The organism is Gammaproteobacteria bacterium CG11_big_fil_rev_8_21_14_0_20_46_22 (genome assembly GCA_002796245.1).
Taxonomy (GTDB): Bacteria; Pseudomonadota; Gammaproteobacteria; order UBA12402; family UBA12402; genus 1-14-0-20-46-22.
Genome location: PCWT01000054.1, coordinates 56,124 through 71,640, shown reverse-complemented (window position 1 = coordinate 71,640; position 15,517 = coordinate 56,124). Strand labels below are relative to the sequence as shown.

Sequence of the window (15,517 nt, the reverse complement as noted above, 5' to 3'; positions counted from 1 at the left end):
TTGGTGGGAGTGTATGCGGGTATTATTAACTGAGTATTAACTGAGGCGTCGTCTTGAAAAATAAGCGTACATCTCGTAAGCTAGGCGCTATTCATTTTAGAGGGCCGCGTATGTCTTCTGGTATAAAACACAGTTTCAGCATTCTGCTTCTTGTTTCTTCTTCTTTCAGTGCTTTGGCGCAATCTTCGCTGTTTCACCTGCGCCAGGCGCAAGAGCTGCAGTTTTATGACGTGCGAGCGGTTAACCCTCAAACCACCGATGCCATTTGCCGTGAAAACATGGACCCGGTAGTCTTTGACCCTGCAAAAAATAGATTAACGGCGGCGGGTGTGATCAAGTTGAAAAATATTAAGCTCGATCAACAAGCGCAGCCATCCGGATTGATCACAGTTAATGGCACAGCCGATGAGTATATCGATGGGCCTAAAAGCAGCGTGTTTAAAACGAAAATGACGTTTGCCAGTGTGGGCTTTCGTGGCGGCCAGTATTTTTATGGTGCGTATGCCGATAGCTGGTGCGCGGGTAATTATATTCTGACGGTTAAATCACCGTAGCTTTCTTGCATCGATGTTTGCCTGTCTCTTTGTGTTTATTTCCCCGGGTTATCCTCGCGATACTCGTCAACCCGAGGCCGAAGATAGGCGAGAGTGTCTAGGTTGTTAACAAATCGTCTTTGAAGTGCGTTTGCAAAATCGCTTGCGGTGATAAGGCGGGATTTTGCATGTTGGTGTACGACAAGTAAAATGTTTGCTCGAAGAGATACTGTCCGCTGTCGACAGCGTGTGACACGCTGTCGGTAAAGCATAGCCAAGTAGCGCCGGCGGCGAGTGCAAGGGGTTCTTGCGCGATGCTGTTTTGATACGCGGTGTCTTCTTTCATCGTATGATGCAAGGCCAGCATGTAGTGATCATACAAGGTTTGGTAGCGACGCGTGATGCCCAAAAGCTGTGAAACACGTCGAAGACCGGGAAAAGGGGCTTTGAGTTTTTTGGCAAAGCGCTCAGCCAGCTGATTAAACGGCTCGCCTGTACGCCAGCAGCGCGGTTTGCCTTCGGGGTTAACATTGCAGAATAAACGTAAGATGCGTTTGTCTTGCATGGGGGTGCTTGGAAACGCATCCACATGCAAGCGCTTATCATCTTTTCGAATCGAGGGGGCTTCACGCCCATCAATTTCCACAGGCCGAAAACTGGTGCGGCCTAAGCTTAACTGTTCGGCGTAATGCGGTAGGAGGCGGTGAGCGAACCGTTCAGCCGACCTGGCAAAACGTTTCATCACCGTGTGTAGTGTGTGTTGCAACTCAGTGTTATCACAGACACCGGAAAGTTTGTCATTGTTGGGGTTGTAGCTTGCGTTTTTGCGATTTTTTGCGACGACGGTGGGTGTGATGATGCGTTGCTCATCATCGCTGAGCGAGAAATGCAGGTTTGGGCAATAAATGACATGGCCTTGCTCCAGTGAAGTCTCGCTGTTGTCGGGCGTGTGCTCGGGTTGCCAGCTTGTGATGGTGTCTAGGCGTTGAATAATGCTCATGTTGCCCCCTGTCGTAAAATGGCTTACATGGTATACTCTGCCCACTTTATTTTGAAGAGACAAGCATGGAAAACATTGACGGTGTGTTGATATTGGATAAACCGCAGGGCATGTCGTCGAACCAGGCCATGCAAAAAGTACGCCGTTTGTTTCAGGCGAAAAAAGCCGGCCATACCGGCAGTTTAGATGTGTTGGCCACGGGTCTGTTGCCCGTGTGTTTCGGGCAGGCGACAAAATATGCTCAGTATTTATTGGATGCCGACAAGGCGTATCGTGTGCAAGCTAAGCTGGGTGTGCGCACGGACTCAGGTGATGCAGAAGGTGAGGTTATCGATGAGCAGGCGATCGATGCCACGGAAGACGCGGTTAAAGACGTTGTTGATTCATTTCTTGGGGATATCGAACAGGTGCCGCCGATGCATTCTGCGTTAAAACACAAAGGGCAGCCGCTGTATAAGCTTGCGCGAAAAGGTTTAAGCGTGGAGCGTAAGTCGCGAAGTATTACGATTTATTCGCTGAGCTTAATTGATTATTCGGGTGACAGTCTTACCTTGGACGTGCATTGCTCTAAAGGTACCTATATTCGTACTTTGATTGACGATATGGGCTTAAAGCTCGGTTGTGGTGCGCATGTACAAAGCTTGCGACGCTTGCAAGCCGGCCCGTTTAAAGCTGACCAAATGTTATCTCTGGATAAGTTAGAAACCATTAAAGAGCAAAAAGGTATCGAGGCTTTGCGCGCTCGCTTGTTACCTGTTGAGGTATTACTTGAGGGTATCATGCGTTGTGACTTAGATGCCGAAAGCGTGGCCAAGCTTCGTCATGGTCAGAAAGTCTCGCCTGCCAGCCACGCTATCCCTGCAAAAACCTTGGTGCGTATTTATCAGGATGATGCGTTTAAAGGTTTGGCCAGAACAGACGATGAGCGAGTGTTAGCAGCTAAGCGCATGCTGGCTTAGGCGGCAACGTTTAGGGGTTTGCCTTGGGTGTAAACCAAGCCATAAACGATTGCTTGAGTTTATTTAAGGCGCTCGATTTATTCTCGACCACCACGATTTTTTTCGGCGCGCTTTTTTCATCGTTTGTGATGGTTTTTTCACCGTGATAATACTGTGCGACCTGTTTTACATAACGTTGGTGCAAAACCGGTGTTCGACTGTGATAGCACGCCCAAGCTTCTCGCTCGTAAGAACGACATTCCTGTTGTTTGCGCTTTAAAATACGATAGTGCCAATCGACTAGGTAATCCAAGTCTTGTGTCAGGCGCAGCGGATCGATGCCGTAGTTGATAATGGTATTAACGTGCAGTTGAAACACCGTGATGTCTGAGTGACCCTCGACAATATCATAAGTTTTTTCGCAGGGTTTGCCTTGTTCACAGTGCTCTTTAAAGACGATGGTTTTATTGTTTCGGTGAATGTTGCGCAGCCCGCTTTCTTGCATGGCAATCGCGAGCGATAGCCAGGGGTCCATGTTGTACTGTTTCGCGTGCTTGATGAGGGCATTGGATAAATTCATTGCCCACTTCGGGTCACTCTCCGGCTGCAGCTCCATGATTTTGCAATAGAGTGTGTGCAGTTGGCAATTAGCGGGCTTTTCAGGATGAGTCGGGTCGGGGATTAATGCGAAAACGTGAGTCGATAAGAGTAAGATTAAAATGCCGGCCCAAATTGTGCGCATAGTTTTTCATCCTTGAGTGCATTTTATATTAGTGGTTCTGCTTTGATTAAGTCAAGCCACAAAGGGGGGTGCTTAGAGCCAGTCATTCAAGGCGATACCGATGCCGTAGGCTTGAGTGCGGTGGTTGTACTCAATCAAGCTTTGGCCGTAACCATTAAAGTATTGGGTGTAAATGTAAAAATGCGGCAGCACGTGGAAGCTATACGTGAGCTCTATCGCGCCACGTTTAAAGCCGCTTTGTAGGTTATTGCGTGACATAAATGATAGCTCATTGCGGCCTCGTTTGTACGCGATGAGTAAGCGGCCATTGCCAAGGTAGCGGCGAATGTCGGGATTGTGTAAATCGCTAGAGTCAGCTTTGAAAATCAAAACCCAGGGTTTTACACTAAACATCCAGCGCCCGCGGGAAAACATGAAATTCAGGTAAGCGCGGTTCCAGCTACGCTCCATATCACCACCGCGTCCATTCGACTGGTGCACGATGCCTGTGTAGAGTAGCCAGTTTTTATGAAAATTATACGAAAGAAAGACAGCGGGCTCGTAGTCGGTTTCTCGAAAATATTGGGATTTAGCGTAAAACTGCCAATACGATAGCTGCGTGTACGACACATTCAAGCTGAGGTCGGGCTTGCCAAACATGTCTCGCCAGACCGGCACCATAAAGCTCAGCTGGCCTTTGAACTCGAGGTTTTTCAATTTTTGACCATCGGGTGTGTGCCCTGTATACACGGCTTGGTCTGGGTTGGCTGTGTAGTAGACCGGCAATATGTAGCTGGGCTCAAAAAAGCTGATGCCGAGCGGTGTCTCGCTGGCTTTTTTCTGTTCTTTGATGTGTTTTTGCAGCTCTGAGGGTTTTTTGCCGGATATTTTTGTGAGCGTCGTATCCAGGTTCTGAGGCTTGGGTTTTGTGTTTGCGGCAAAAGCGACGCACAGTAGGCTGCTTAAGATGAGGCTGTTGATCAGTCTTTTTGTCACGCTGTGTTCTCGTCTGTGGGTTCAGCGGCGCGCACTTTAACATGGATTGGCCGCTAAAGGCCAAAATTTTAGTCAAGATGTGTTGACAGCCCTTGTGAATTGCCAGTCTTCGGTTTAGAATGGCGCGCTTTTTAAAATTTGAACGTGGAGAAATGCATGCTAACTGCAGCAGAAAAACAAGCAATTATCGCTGAGCATGGCGGTAAAACAGGCTCAATCGACGCGCAAGTGGCGCTCTTAACGGCCGATATCAAAAAATTAACGGAACACTTCAAAGCCAATAAACACGATTTTCACTCACGTGTTGGCTTGACTAGAAAGGTAAACCAACGTCGTAAGTTGTTGAAATACTTGAAAGGTAAGAAACTTGAAGCGTATCGTGCTTTGATCCAAAAGTTGGGTTTGCGCGAAATCGCGTAAGACTCAGCCTTTTCTTTTTAATAAGGCCTCTGCACTTTTGCCCACGGTGTGGGCTGCCTGGAAGCAATGCCGGGGCCTGTCATATATAAGGTAATTATCAGTGAATAAAATCAGCAAGACTTTCCAGTACGGAAAGCACAATGTCATACTTGAAACCGGTGAAATTGCTCGTCAAGCCACCGCTTCTGTTTTGGTCAGCGTAGAAGGCACCGTGTGCTTGGTGACAGTGGTCGCCAAAAAAGACATGAAGCCAGGCCAAGACTTTTTCCCTTTAACCGTCAACTATCAAGAAAAAGCTTACGCGGCGGGTAAAATCCCAGGCGGCTACTTCAAACGTGAAGGTCGCCCGGCGGAATCAGAAACCTTGATCTCACGCTTGATCGACCGCCCAATTCGCCCATTGTTCCCGAAAGAGTTCAAAAACGAAGTGCAAGTGGTGGTGACAGTGATGTCTTTGAACCCAGCGGTTCAAACGGATATTCCTGCTATGATCGGTGCGTCGGCGGCTTTGGCTTTGTCGGGTGTGCCTTTTGCTGGCCCTATTGGTGCTGCGCGCGTGGGTTACAAAGACGGCGAATATTTATTAAACCCAAGCGAAGAAGAGTTGAAAACGTCTGATTTGGACTTGGTGGTTGCCGGCACGCAAGACGCTGTCTTGATGGTGGAATCACAAGCCAATCTATTGCCAGAAGACGTGATGCTAGAATCGGTTTGGTATGGTCATGAACAAATGCAAGTCGTCATCAATGCGATCAATGAAATGGTCGAAGAAGGTGGTAAAGCGCGTTGGGATTGGGTAGCCCCTGAGAAAAATACGGCGTTGATCGATCAAGTCAAAGCGAAAGTCGAAGCCGATGTCACTGCGGCCTATCAAATTTCTGACAAAATGGCGCGCAAAGAAAAGCTAGACGCTGTTCGTGATGCCTTGATTGCCGAGCTTTGCCAAGAAGGCGACGACACAGCCCCTGCGGCGGATGATGTGGCCGGTATTTTTGCTAGCATTGAGAAAAACGTTGTGCGTTCACGTATTTTAAGCGGTGAGCCACGTATCGATGGTCGTGATACGCGCACAGTGCGTCCTATCACTATCCGTACAGGTCTATTACCACAAGTGCACGGCTCGGTATTGTTCACTCGCGGTGAAACGCAGGCGATTGTGGCGGCCACTTTAGGCACGGAGCGCGATTCACAAATTATTGATGCTTTGTCGGGTGAGTTCAAAGACCGCTTTATGTTGCACTACAACTTCCCACCGTACTGCGTGGGTGAAGCGGGCATGATGGGCAGTCCAAAACGTCGTGAAATCGGTCACGGCCGTTTAGCGCGTCGCGGTGTCGCAGCCGTATTGCCAAGTTACGAAGAATTCCCTTACGTTTTGCGTGTGGTGTCTGAAATCACGGAATCCAACGGTTCAAGTTCGATGGCCAGCGTATGCGGTACCAGCATGGCTTTGATGGACGCGGGCGTGCCGGTTAAAACTCCGGTGGCCGGTATTGCGATGGGCTTAGTGCTTGATGGCAACCGTTTCGCGGTATTGACTGATATCCTGGGTGATGAAGATCACTTGGGCGATATGGACTTTAAAGTGGCGGGTTCTGACAATGGTGTGACAGCCCTTCAAATGGATATCAAAATCACAGGTATCACGAAGTTCATTATGCAACAAGCCTTGGATCAAGCTCGCGAAGCGCGCTTGCACATCTTAGGTAAAATGAATGAAGTTTTATCTGCGCCACGTGAAGAAATTTCAAGCACAGCGCCACGTATCTTAACGATGAAAGTCAAACCTGAAAAAGTGCGTGAAGTGATTGGTAAAGGTGGGGCAACCATTAAAGGCATTATCGAAGCCACGGGCGCAACGATTGATATCGACGATGATGGCGTGGTGAAAATTTACGCTGTTGATGGTGATGCTGGTAGAAAAGCGATCGAGATGGTGGAAAACATTGTCGCTGAAGCCGAGCTTCATAAAATCTACGAGGGTAAGGTGACCAAGCTTTTAGATTTTGGTGCTTTGGTGTCATTCTTGCCGGGCAAGGACGGTTTGGTTCATATCTCGCAGTTGTCTGAAGGCCGTGTTGAAAAGGTTGAAGATGTGCTGCAAGAAGGCCAGGAAGTGCGTGTGAAAGTGATCGAAATTGATCGCCAGGGTCGCGTACGTTTGAGCATGAAGCCATCGCAGTTGGGTGAAGAAGCGCCGGCGGGCGAAGAGACACCGTCTGACGAATAAAACTTTCTGTTTTATCGATAACAAAAAACCGGGCGTTGCCCGGTTTTTTGCTGCAAAGAATTTACTCAAAAAATGCCTTAATAACAATGGCTTATAGGCTTATTGAGCTTCTTGTATATTATGATATACTACAAAGCATTGTTTCTTGTATACTGTAATAGATATGAAAGAAGACTTAGTGCATTACCTTCAACAGCAGATTAAAAGTAATGATGATCGTTTAAAGCGATTTATCCATGATATTAGCGGTAAGAAATACCCTCAGCGCTTTATCTACATCAAGCTGTTTTCCTATATTGGTAGTTTTTTAGAGCAGACGTCCAATCATAAGATGGTGTTTATCCCTGGCTTTCGTGGTGTAGGGAAGACTACGTTGATGGCCCAGCTGTGTACAGCTTACCAGGCTTCGTCGACCTGTTTGTTTTTGTCTGTTGAAGACGCGAAAAATTTACTGAATGCAGACATTGCTGATTTGATTGCTGCGTATGAAGAAATCATTGGGCAAGCTTTGGAAAGTATAGAGAAACCCTTGATTATATTTCTTGATGAAATACAGGCTGATCCGAAATGGGCTGTTACGCTTAAATCACTGTTTGAGAAAACCCGGCGTGTATTTTTTTGCTGTACTGGCTCCTCGGCAGTCACGTTGCAAACGACAGCTAATCTGGCTCGTCGCGCAATTTTTGAAACAATGTCTCCTTTGTCATTTACTGAATATCAAATGATAAAGAGTGGTGTGTTTCCAACAAAGGGCTTAAAGCAAAAGATACGCCAAGCCATTTATTTTTCTCATAATGCAGAAGAAGCGCAGTCAGAGCTCTTAACTTTAAGTGGTTCGATTAATGAATATTGGTCAGGTGTTGATAGAAAAGATGTTAGGCAGTTTCTCTCTTATGGTACTTTTCCATTTGCGTTAACCATGCCAAGTGAGGTGAGCATTTATGACTCGATCTCATCCCTTCTTGATAAAATAATTAAGTTTGATTTGCCAGATGTGGGTAAATTTACTGTAGAAACGCTCAGTATTGTTAAGCGGATTCTTTTTGTTTTGGCTGAAAATGATGTAACGAGCTTGGCTAAGCTCGAGAAGGTTTTTCAGATAAGCCGGCACACGATTAGCAGCATTCTTGAGGCCCTGGAAAAAGCAGAGTTGCTGATAAAAGTGCCCGCTTATGGCTCTAACATGAGTGCTGCGAAAAAACCGAATAAATACCTTTTTATGTCACCTGCGATTAGGATGGCGTTTTTTTACTTTACTGGACAGGAGAGCACCTATTTGGCCAGACAAGGAAAGTTGTTGGAAGATTTGGTGGGCTCCCATCTATACAGAGAGTTCATTCTTAGGGGGCAGGGTTCTATGCGCTACGATAGCACTCAAGGCGGGGCTGACTTTGTGTTGCAAATATTAAATCGTCAGCAGTTAATAATTGAGGTTGGCATGGGTGAAAAAACCACAGAGCAGGTCGTTAAAAGCATGAAGAAAATTAACTCGGATTATAATCTCGTGATTTCTTCTTCAAGTTTACACATCGCTGAAAACGCGAAGACGCTTTTTGTGCCATTAGACTATTTTTTGCTGATATAAGCGCTGAATCTGTCGCCGTGCTAAACAGCAAGTATCATGGGTCAAAAACCATGCCCTATCCCAGTCTTAACCCGGTGGCCAGGTCATTTGTCGGCCGGCAAGTAAATGCAAGTGAATGTGGTACACCTCTTGCCCGCCGTGTCGATTGCAATTCCAATTTAAGCGATAGCCGTTATGATCGACCCCGATTTGCTTGGCTAGATTCTTTGCGGTGAGCACCAGGTGACCGACCAGTGTTTGATCAATGTCTTCTAAATCGTTCAGCGTGGCGATGTGTTTTTTGGGAATAATCAGGATGTGCTCGGGCGCTTGTGGATGAATATCACGGAAAGCTAGGCAGTGTTCGTCTTCGTGGACAAGGGTCGCCGGCAGAGTTTTTTCAATGATCTTACAAAACAAACAATCTGACATGTGCATCTCCTGAGTAATAGCGTATGAGGCTAACGAATTTTTTGCAAAAAACCAATAGCCTGCTAAGCTTTTGAATATTTTATGGAAAAATTTTGCCAAATGGATAGGGTGCGCTTTCAAGTTCTTAGACTCATTCCTGTGGCTGTGCTGCTTTTGGGCCTGCTGCTCTTCTTTGCGCTAGGCTGGCATCATTACTTAAGCTTTTCCATGTTAAAAACCCATCATCAAGCCTTGGTCAGTTGGGCACGCACGCACGCGGTGCTGGCTGTCTTATCGTTCATGACGATATATATCATTACTGTGGCGTTTTCGTTTCCGGGTGCGACGGTACTCACGTTGAGCGCAGGTTTTTTATTCGGTGTGGTTTGGGGCGCTCTTTGGGTCGTGATTGCAGCAACTTTCGGCGCCTGCGTGGTTTTCTTGGCCGCGCGTTATGCCTTTGCGGATTATTTGAGTGAAAAAGCTGGCCCCTGGCTTAAAAAATTTGAGCGCGGTTTTCAAGACAACGCGTTGAGCTATTTGTTGTTTCTACGGTTGTTGCCGGTGTTTCCTTTTTGGTTGGTGAATATTGTGCCGGGTTTATTGAATGTACGTTTTGCTGTGTATGCCTTCTCAACACTGATAGGCATTATTCCGGGCAGTTTGGTTTATGTGGCAGTGGGCAATGGTTTAAGCAGTGTGTTTGAACGCAATGAGGCGCCTAATTGGGCGATTGTGTTTGAGCCGCAAATTTTGATTCCACTGATTTTGCTGGCAGCGCTTTCGATCATGCCGATAGCGTATAAACGATTTAAACGAAAGGAAGGCTCTGATGAAAACCTTAAAGGTTGATCTGTGTGTGATTGGTGGTGGTTCAGGTGGTTTGAGCGTGGCAGCCGGTGCGGTACAAATGGGTGCTACAGTGGTTTTGATCGAGCAGGCTGAGATGGGCGGTGATTGTCTCAATGCAGGTTGCGTGCCGTCTAAGGCTTTGATTGCCAGTGCCAAACACGCTAAAGCCATTGAGTCAGCGAAGCGCTTTGGGGTTGAAGCGAGTGTGTCCGAGGTTAATTATCAAGCAGTACACGATCATATACACGGCGTGATTGAAGCTATTCGCCCAAATGACTCGGAAAAACGGTTTAAAACATTAGGCGTGACGGTGATTAAAGCGCGCGCGCAATTTATTGATAATAAAACCGTGAAAGCCGGGCAAGCCGAAATTAAAGCCCGTCGATTTGTGGTAGCGACAGGCTCAACCGCTAGCGTGCCGCCGATTCCAGGTTTGGACACAGTGCCTTATTTTACAAACCAAACGATATTTAGTTTAAAAGAGAAGCCCATACATTTGATTATTGTGGGCGCTGGACCCATTGGCTGTGAAATTGCACAAGCCCATCGACGCCTGGGTGTCCGTGTTTCGGTGTTGGACATGGCGACAATGTTGCCTAAAGATGATCCTGAGTTGGTTGATGTTGTGCGAAAGCGCTTTGTAGAAGAAGGCGTGGAGTTGCACGAGTGCGTGACGATTGAGCGCGTTGAGCAGGCTTCTGAAAGTATCAATGTGTTGATCGCGGCTGAGGGTAAGCAAGAAGTGATCAGTGGTTCGCATTTATTGGTGGCAGCGGGGCGAAAGCCAAATCTTGATGGTTTGGGTCTTGATAAGGCTAAAGTGAAACACGATCGTCCAGGCATTGTGGTGAATGCGCGCTTGCAAAGTGTATCCAATCGCCGTGTGTTTGCTGTCGGTGATGTGGCCGGCCGTTTTCAATTTACGCATGCGGCGAGTTATCACGCCGGGATTGTGATTCGCAATAGTTTGTTTGCTTGGCCTGCAAAAGTGGATTACCGTGCGATGCCTTGGTGTACCTACACTGATCCTGAGTTAGCGCATGTGGGTTTGCAGGAAAATCAGGCGAAACGTTGTCGCGTACTGCGCTTTTCTTTCAAAGATAATGATCGCGCGCAGGCTGAAAGAGAAACGGCGGGCTTAATTAAAGTGATTGTCAGCCCCAAAGGCCGTGTGCAAGGTTGCAGTATCGTCGGGCACAATGCAGGCGAGTTGATTTTGCCGTGGATACTGGCTGTGCAGCAAAATATGCCTATCAGTAAACTGGCGACGGTTATTGCGCCATACCCAACCTTGAGTGAAATTTCTAAGCGTGTGGCCGGCAGTTATTACGCAGAGCGTTTGTTTTCATCGCGCACGCAACGTATTGTGCGCTGGATTCAATGCGTACTACCTTGAGCTTGTGCTAGGCGTTGAGGTGTATCAATGTTCATCCACTGTCCTTCATAGTGTTCGCCAGTGATTAGCTTCTTTGGAATCGCATCGGCAAAGACTTCGGCTTTTTTGCGTTTACCGGGCACAAGGCCTGCGAACAGTTGAGGGTGGAGCAGTCCAAACCCTGCGTAATTGTATTTGGGTTTTGCTTCTAGTGAGACCTGCCCGTTGATAAGGCCATAGTCGCCTTCCGGATGGTGGGGCGGATTGTCGACTAAGACCAAATGAGCCAAGTGCTCGCCAAGATCGTGAATCATCAATGTAGAAAAATTAAAGTCCGTGAGTGTGTCGCAACTGGTGATGATGAAAGGTTGGTCGCCAAGCAAAGGCAGCGCCTGGATAATGCCGCCAGCAGTTTCTAAGACTTCATCTTCAAAGGAATACTGAATGCAGCAGTTAAACCGTGAGCCATCGCCTAAGGCTTGTTCGAAAGCTTCGCGATGTTGATGTACGTTGATCACGATGTCTTTAACACCGGCAGACATAAGCTGTTCGATGCGGTAAACAATCAAAGGTTTATGGTTGACGGTTAATAAAGCTTTGGGCGTGTCTTGCGTAAGGTTGCCCATGCGTTTGCCAAGGCCCGCCGCCAGTATCATCGCTTTTCGCGGTGAATGAAGGCGATGAGCTTTGTTGAAGCCGCGCTCGCCATCCTCATTTACATTTGAGTAAACTGCGGTGTCTCGCTTGGCTTCGCCTCGCACCTCATCCTTCATTCGCCGCGAAATTTTTGTGGAATGAAGGCGATGGGCTTTGTTGAAGCCGCGCTCGTTCATGCTACCACCTTCAGGCGAAGTTTGGGCAGCACAGTTTCCTGTAAGAAAGTGTTGAAGTCATGAAGTTCAGGGTACTTGGCGGAAACACATTCAGCGTAGTTGAATGTCCGGTTTAGATATTTTAGGTAGCCGTCATTGTCGTCTCGCAAGTATTTTCGTGCAAAGATAAAGCTCGCTTTTAAATGGCGCTGCATGCCTGTCAAATCAAACCAATATTCAAATTCTGGTTTTGAAATGCTGGTGTATAAACCGCGGCTGTGAAGACTGTCGACAAAATAATTGAGCCAGCTATACACTTGTTCTGCAGGCCAATCGACGTAGCAGTCGCGCACAAGTGAAACGAGGTCGTAACACACGCCGCCGATCATGGCGTCTTGAAAATCGATGATGCCGATCTCATTATTCGCAAGTCGTAATAGGTTTTTGCTGTGATAGTCACGATGAATACAAACTTGTGGTTGAGCCAAGCAAGCTGACAATAATGTTTCATCTGTTTTGTGTAGCAAAGCCAGGGTTGCTTTGTCGAGGCTTATACCGAGGTATTGCTCTAAAAGCCAAGACTTGAATTCGTCGAGTTCGCGTTGTTGGTGCGCGCGATCAAAGGCGGGTATTCTCTCACCGTTAAAGTCTTGGCAGCGCTGTAGGGTATGGATTTCGTCGATGGCTCGTTTGTATAAAACGTCAACGTTGTGAGTATTAAGCACTCGATACAAGATATCATCGCCAAAATCGTCGAGCAGAATAAAGCCTTGTGCTAAATCAAGCTGGTGGATGTGCGGGACCCTAAGGCCCAGTACTTCAAAACTCTTTGCGACGGCCACGAAAGGCTTGCAATCTTCAAGCTCAACTGGCGCGTCCATGGCAAGCAAATGCCCCGTGGGAGTTTGGATGCGCCAGTAGCTGCGAAAGCTCGCGTCGCCTAAATGGTCGGTGAGTGTGAATGTGTCTAGATATTGCTCAAGCCAGTGTGTTAAGGCTGCTTTGCGTGACGTCATGAGCTTTTCGCCATAAAAAGAGCGCACACTCTATCATTAGGCCTAGCTCTTCGCAATATCGGCCTAAAAGTAGTTAATCCTCGAGGGAAATTACTGTATGCTAGCGGCCTCGGAGGGGCTATGCGATATCGCGCGCGCGTAACAGTACTACTGATTTTTTCTAGCGTTGGCTGGGTTGCCAAGGCGTATAATGTGCATGATCTTTCTTCTAGCTCTGGGCTTGCGAGCCTTCTGGGTTGGACGCCTCAAAAAAACGCGCCCAATCTCTGCGAAGGATACTATAAAGAGTTACCCATTCTTTATTCGCCGAATCTTAGCTTCAGCTCGCAGACAAATAATTACGATATCGACGCAGATAATACTGAGCTTTCACTGAAAGGGGGTAGCGAGCTGCATGGGCATGTGCGTGTCACTCAACCTAATCAAAGCCTTCAGGCTGATAAGGCGTATATTGATCGGGATCATCAGGGGAAAATTAGCACGGTGCGTTTGTTTGGCCGTGTCCGCTATTATACCCCCGGTGAGATGGTTGTGGCCAAAGCCGGCCAAGCCAATCTTCAGCAAAAAACAGTGCATTTGCACGATGCCGCTTTTCGCGTGAATTTAGGCACGCCAGACGTCAAGAAGGTCAAAAGTCAAAAAACGGGTAGCACAGAGCGCCACATTTATGGGGTTAATTTTTGGGGCACGGCTGCTAGCATGTCGCAAACAAAACCCAAGCATTACTTATTTAAAGACGCGAGCTACACCACGTGTAGTCCGGCTTGCCATACTTGGCGTATGCACTCAACAACGGTGAATGTCGATAAAGCTTCTCAGCGCGGCGATGCTTGGAACACGGTGTTGTATTGGAAAAGTGTGCCCGTATTTTATATGCCGTATGTGAATTTTCCGCTTGATCATAAACGTAAAACGGGTTTTCTTTTTCCGAGTTATGAGCATACAACGAACTCGGGTTATGCGGTCACGTTACCTTTTTACTGGAATATCGCGCCCAACTACGATGCTTTGTTTAACACAAAAATGTACAGTTTGCGCGGGCTTTTTGAGGACGGCCGTTTTCGGTATTTAACGCATAAAAGTAATGGTACTTTGAGCGGGTCTTTCGTGCCGAGTGATAGAGCGTTCGCGAGCTTTCGCAAAAAAGCCTTAAATAATCCTGATTATATCAATGGCAGTCCACAGGCGCTTGATCGCTTGCGTGATGATAGCGATAAGCGCTACTCGCTGCATTGGGACAACACCACTCGCTTTAATAGCAATTGGCTTGCAAGCGCTAATTATACGAAGGTGAGTGACGATTACTATGTGCAAGATTTTAATAATCAATACATTCTTGATGGCAATCAGAATGACTTGCTTCAGGCGGCCAATGTGGCTTATCAGGGCACACATTGGTCCGCTAGTGCTTTGGTTCAGGCGTATCAAACCTTGCACCCTATCAATGAGTCAACGGTTATCAATCAGTATGAGTCTTTGCCCGCTTTGTATGTGAATGGTGATTATCCTCAGGTTTGGCATCGTTTGGACGCGGGTTTAGGGTTTCAAGCGATACGATTTTATCAAGAGAAAACGCCTGATGTGAGCACCGTACCGGTGGTCGGTAATCGGGAAAGCCTCAATCCTCTCATCGACTACCATTTTATTGGGGGTATGGGATATTTGACGCCTAAAGTTCAGTTTCGTTTTACTCAATATCAACTCGATCATATTGGCCAGCTTCAACGAACTAACCCTAATTCGGGCTTGCCGATTGTCACGCTCCACGGCGGTACGACACTTGAGCGATCGATGAATCTTTTTCATCAGTCACTCATTCAAACCCTGGAGCCTGAGCTTTATTATTTGTATGTGCCTTATCACAATCAAAATAATTTGCCGATATTTGATACGTATGCGCAGCAGTTTACTTACAGCCAATTGTTTCAGGATAACCGTTTTAGCGGGATTGACCGTGTTGGTGATGCAAACCAATTGAGCTATGCTCTGACGTCTCGTTTGATCAATGGTGAAACGGGCCAGCAGCAAGCCAGTGCTAGCATCGGTGAGATCGCGTATTTTCGTAATCGTGATGTGCAGTTGTGTGATGCCAATCAGGGCAATTGCGACGCCGTGCCTGCGAATGATCGCCGGCCTTTTTCACCCGTGGCGGGCCAGGCGCAGTATAATTTAACGCAGCATTGGTCTGGCACCTTAGGTGCGACTTGGGCACCGTATAATCACCGCTTTGATTATAAAAACGCAACCATAGAGTACAGCCGTGATGCGAATCACCTGTTTAATGTGAACTACACCTTTGTATCGAACTCAGAAAATGATTTGCCAGGTCTAAAATCGGCCGGCTTTTCGACGTATTGGCAGGTTCATAAACGCTGGGACCTGATTGGCGCTTGGAACCATCAATGGGGCGAGACCGTTGGCGATACCTATTTCGCAGGTTTGGGTTATGAGAGTTGCTGCTGGGGGGCTCGTGCTGTTGTGATGCGAAGCTTTGACCGTATAGATACATCCGGAAAATTTAAGTACAATACCAGCGTCTTTGTGCAATTTGTGCTCAAAGGTTTGGGCGGATACGGTGGTGACTCTGTGGGCAATGCGCTGAGGTCCTACGTTCAAAATTACAGCGATCAATTTTTGAAGACAGGATAA

At 47.3% G+C, this 15,517-nt stretch carries 14 protein-coding genes; 8 read left to right on the top strand and 6 right to left on the bottom strand.

The genetic code is table 11. The annotated features are described in order from the left end of the window. Positions 1-110 precede the first annotated feature (110 nt). A complete protein-coding gene (locus tag COV52_08000) occupies positions 111-554 on the top strand; it encodes a hypothetical protein (GenBank protein PIR10697.1) in 444 nt (147 codons plus the stop codon). 97 nt (positions 555-651) lie between these two features. On the opposite strand, the gene COV52_07995 is transcribed toward COV52_08000, so the two are convergent. After that, positions 652-1,533 carry a hypothetical protein gene (locus COV52_07995; GenBank protein PIR10696.1) on the bottom strand — a complete coding sequence of 294 codons (882 nt, stop codon included), beginning with the start codon at positions 1,531-1,533 and terminating at the stop codon, positions 652-654. A 65-nt stretch (positions 1,534-1,598) separates the two neighbouring features. Between COV52_07995 and COV52_07990 the strand changes: the two genes are divergently transcribed. After that, positions 1,599-2,492: a tRNA pseudouridine(55) synthase TruB gene (locus COV52_07990; GenBank protein PIR10695.1), complete on the top strand. Its 894-nt coding sequence runs from the start codon at positions 1,599-1,601 to the stop codon at positions 2,490-2,492. Between the two features lie 10 nt (positions 2,493-2,502). Here COV52_07990 and COV52_07985 read toward each other — a convergent pair whose 3' ends face one another. Together COV52_07985 and COV52_07980 are read right to left on the bottom strand one after the other, a co-directional pair. Continuing rightward, positions 2,503-3,213 (bottom strand): hypothetical protein, encoded by a 711-nt coding sequence (locus COV52_07985; protein PIR10694.1) that lies wholly within the window; start codon positions 3,211-3,213, stop codon positions 2,503-2,505. Positions 3,214-3,285: 72 nt separating this feature from the next. Further along, positions 3,286-4,188, bottom strand: a complete 903-nt coding sequence (locus COV52_07980) for a phospholipase (GenBank protein PIR10693.1) — start codon at positions 4,186-4,188, stop codon at positions 3,286-3,288. A gap of 156 nt (positions 4,189-4,344) precedes the next feature. Between COV52_07980 and COV52_07975 the strand changes: the two genes are divergently transcribed. The 3 genes from COV52_07975 (at position 4,345) to COV52_07965 (ending at position 8,423) form a co-directional block, all read left to right on the top strand. After that, the gene (locus COV52_07975) at positions 4,345-4,608 is read left to right on the top strand and encodes a 30S ribosomal protein S15 (GenBank protein PIR10692.1); all 264 of its coding nucleotides are present in this window, start codon (positions 4,345-4,347) and stop codon (positions 4,606-4,608) included. Positions 4,609-4,708: 100 nt separating this feature from the next. Beyond that, entirely contained in the window at positions 4,709-6,838 is a 2,130-nt protein-coding gene (gene pnp / locus COV52_07970; GenBank protein PIR10691.1) for a polyribonucleotide nucleotidyltransferase, read from the top strand. Positions 6,839-7,001: 163 nt separating this feature from the next. Further along, complete coding sequence (locus COV52_07965) at positions 7,002-8,423, top strand: hypothetical protein (GenBank protein PIR10690.1); 1,422 nt, start codon at positions 7,002-7,004, stop codon at positions 8,421-8,423. Between the two features lie 66 nt (positions 8,424-8,489). Here COV52_07965 and COV52_07960 read toward each other — a convergent pair whose 3' ends face one another. After that, entirely contained in the window at positions 8,490-8,834 is a 345-nt protein-coding gene (locus COV52_07960) for a histidine triad nucleotide-binding protein (GenBank protein PIR10689.1), read from the bottom strand. Positions 8,835-8,933: 99 nt separating this feature from the next. Between COV52_07960 and COV52_07955 the strand changes: the two genes are divergently transcribed. Next, positions 8,934-9,665 (top strand): hypothetical protein, encoded by a 732-nt coding sequence (locus COV52_07955; GenBank protein ID PIR10713.1) that lies wholly within the window; start codon positions 8,934-8,936, stop codon positions 9,663-9,665. Next, complete coding sequence (locus COV52_07950) at positions 9,646-11,061, top strand: dihydrolipoamide dehydrogenase (protein ID PIR10688.1); 1,416 nt, start codon at positions 9,646-9,648, stop codon at positions 11,059-11,061. The genes COV52_07955 and COV52_07950 overlap by 20 nt, the downstream gene beginning before the upstream one ends. On the opposite strand, the gene COV52_07945 is transcribed toward COV52_07950, so the two are convergent. Continuing rightward, the gene (locus tag COV52_07945) at positions 11,043-11,696 is read right to left on the bottom strand and encodes a mannose-1-phosphate guanylyltransferase (GenBank protein PIR10712.1); all 654 of its coding nucleotides are present in this window, start codon (positions 11,694-11,696) and stop codon (positions 11,043-11,045) included. The genes COV52_07950 and COV52_07945 overlap by 19 nt on opposite strands. Positions 11,697-11,869: 173 nt before the next feature. Further along, the gene (locus tag COV52_07940) at positions 11,870-12,895 is read right to left on the bottom strand and encodes an aminoglycoside phosphotransferase (protein ID PIR10687.1); all 1,026 of its coding nucleotides are present in this window, start codon (positions 12,893-12,895) and stop codon (positions 11,870-11,872) included. Positions 12,896-12,988: 93 nt separating this feature from the next. On the opposite strand from COV52_07940, the gene COV52_07935 reads away from it, so the two are divergent. Beyond that, positions 12,989-15,517, top strand: coding sequence for a hypothetical protein (locus tag COV52_07935; GenBank protein PIR10686.1), 2,529 nt, complete (start codon positions 12,989-12,991; stop codon positions 15,515-15,517).

Excerpts from the sequence above, each read along its gene's own strand:
- COV52_08000 (PIR10697.1), top strand. The coding sequence starts at position 111 with ATGTCTTCTGGTATAAAACACAGTTTCAGCATTCTGCTTCTTGTTTCT.
- COV52_07990 (PIR10695.1), top strand. The coding sequence starts at position 1,599 with ATGGAAAACATTGACGGTGTGTTGATATTGGATAAACCGCAGGGCATG.
- COV52_07965 (PIR10690.1), top strand. The coding sequence starts at position 7,002 with ATGAAAGAAGACTTAGTGCATTACCTTCAACAGCAGATTAAAAGTAAT.
- COV52_07960 (PIR10689.1), bottom strand. The coding sequence starts at position 8,834 with ATGTCAGATTGTTTGTTTTGTAAGATCATTGAAAAAACTCTGCCGGCG.
- COV52_07950 (PIR10688.1), top strand. The coding sequence starts at position 9,646 with ATGAAAACCTTAAAGGTTGATCTGTGTGTGATTGGTGGTGGTTCAGGT.
- COV52_07955 (PIR10713.1), top strand. The coding sequence starts at position 8,934 with ATGGATAGGGTGCGCTTTCAAGTTCTTAGACTCATTCCTGTGGCTGTG.
- COV52_07935 (PIR10686.1), top strand. The coding sequence starts at position 12,989 with ATGCGATATCGCGCGCGCGTAACAGTACTACTGATTTTTTCTAGCGTT.
- COV52_07985 (PIR10694.1), bottom strand. The coding sequence starts at position 3,213 with ATGCGCACAATTTGGGCCGGCATTTTAATCTTACTCTTATCGACTCAC.
- COV52_07995 (PIR10696.1), bottom strand. The coding sequence starts at position 1,533 with ATGAGCATTATTCAACGCCTAGACACCATCACAAGCTGGCAACCCGAG.
- COV52_07945 (PIR10712.1), bottom strand. The coding sequence starts at position 11,696 with ATGATACTGGCGGCGGGCCTTGGCAAACGCATGGGCAACCTTACGCAA.
- COV52_07975 (PIR10692.1), top strand. The coding sequence starts at position 4,345 with ATGCTAACTGCAGCAGAAAAACAAGCAATTATCGCTGAGCATGGCGGT.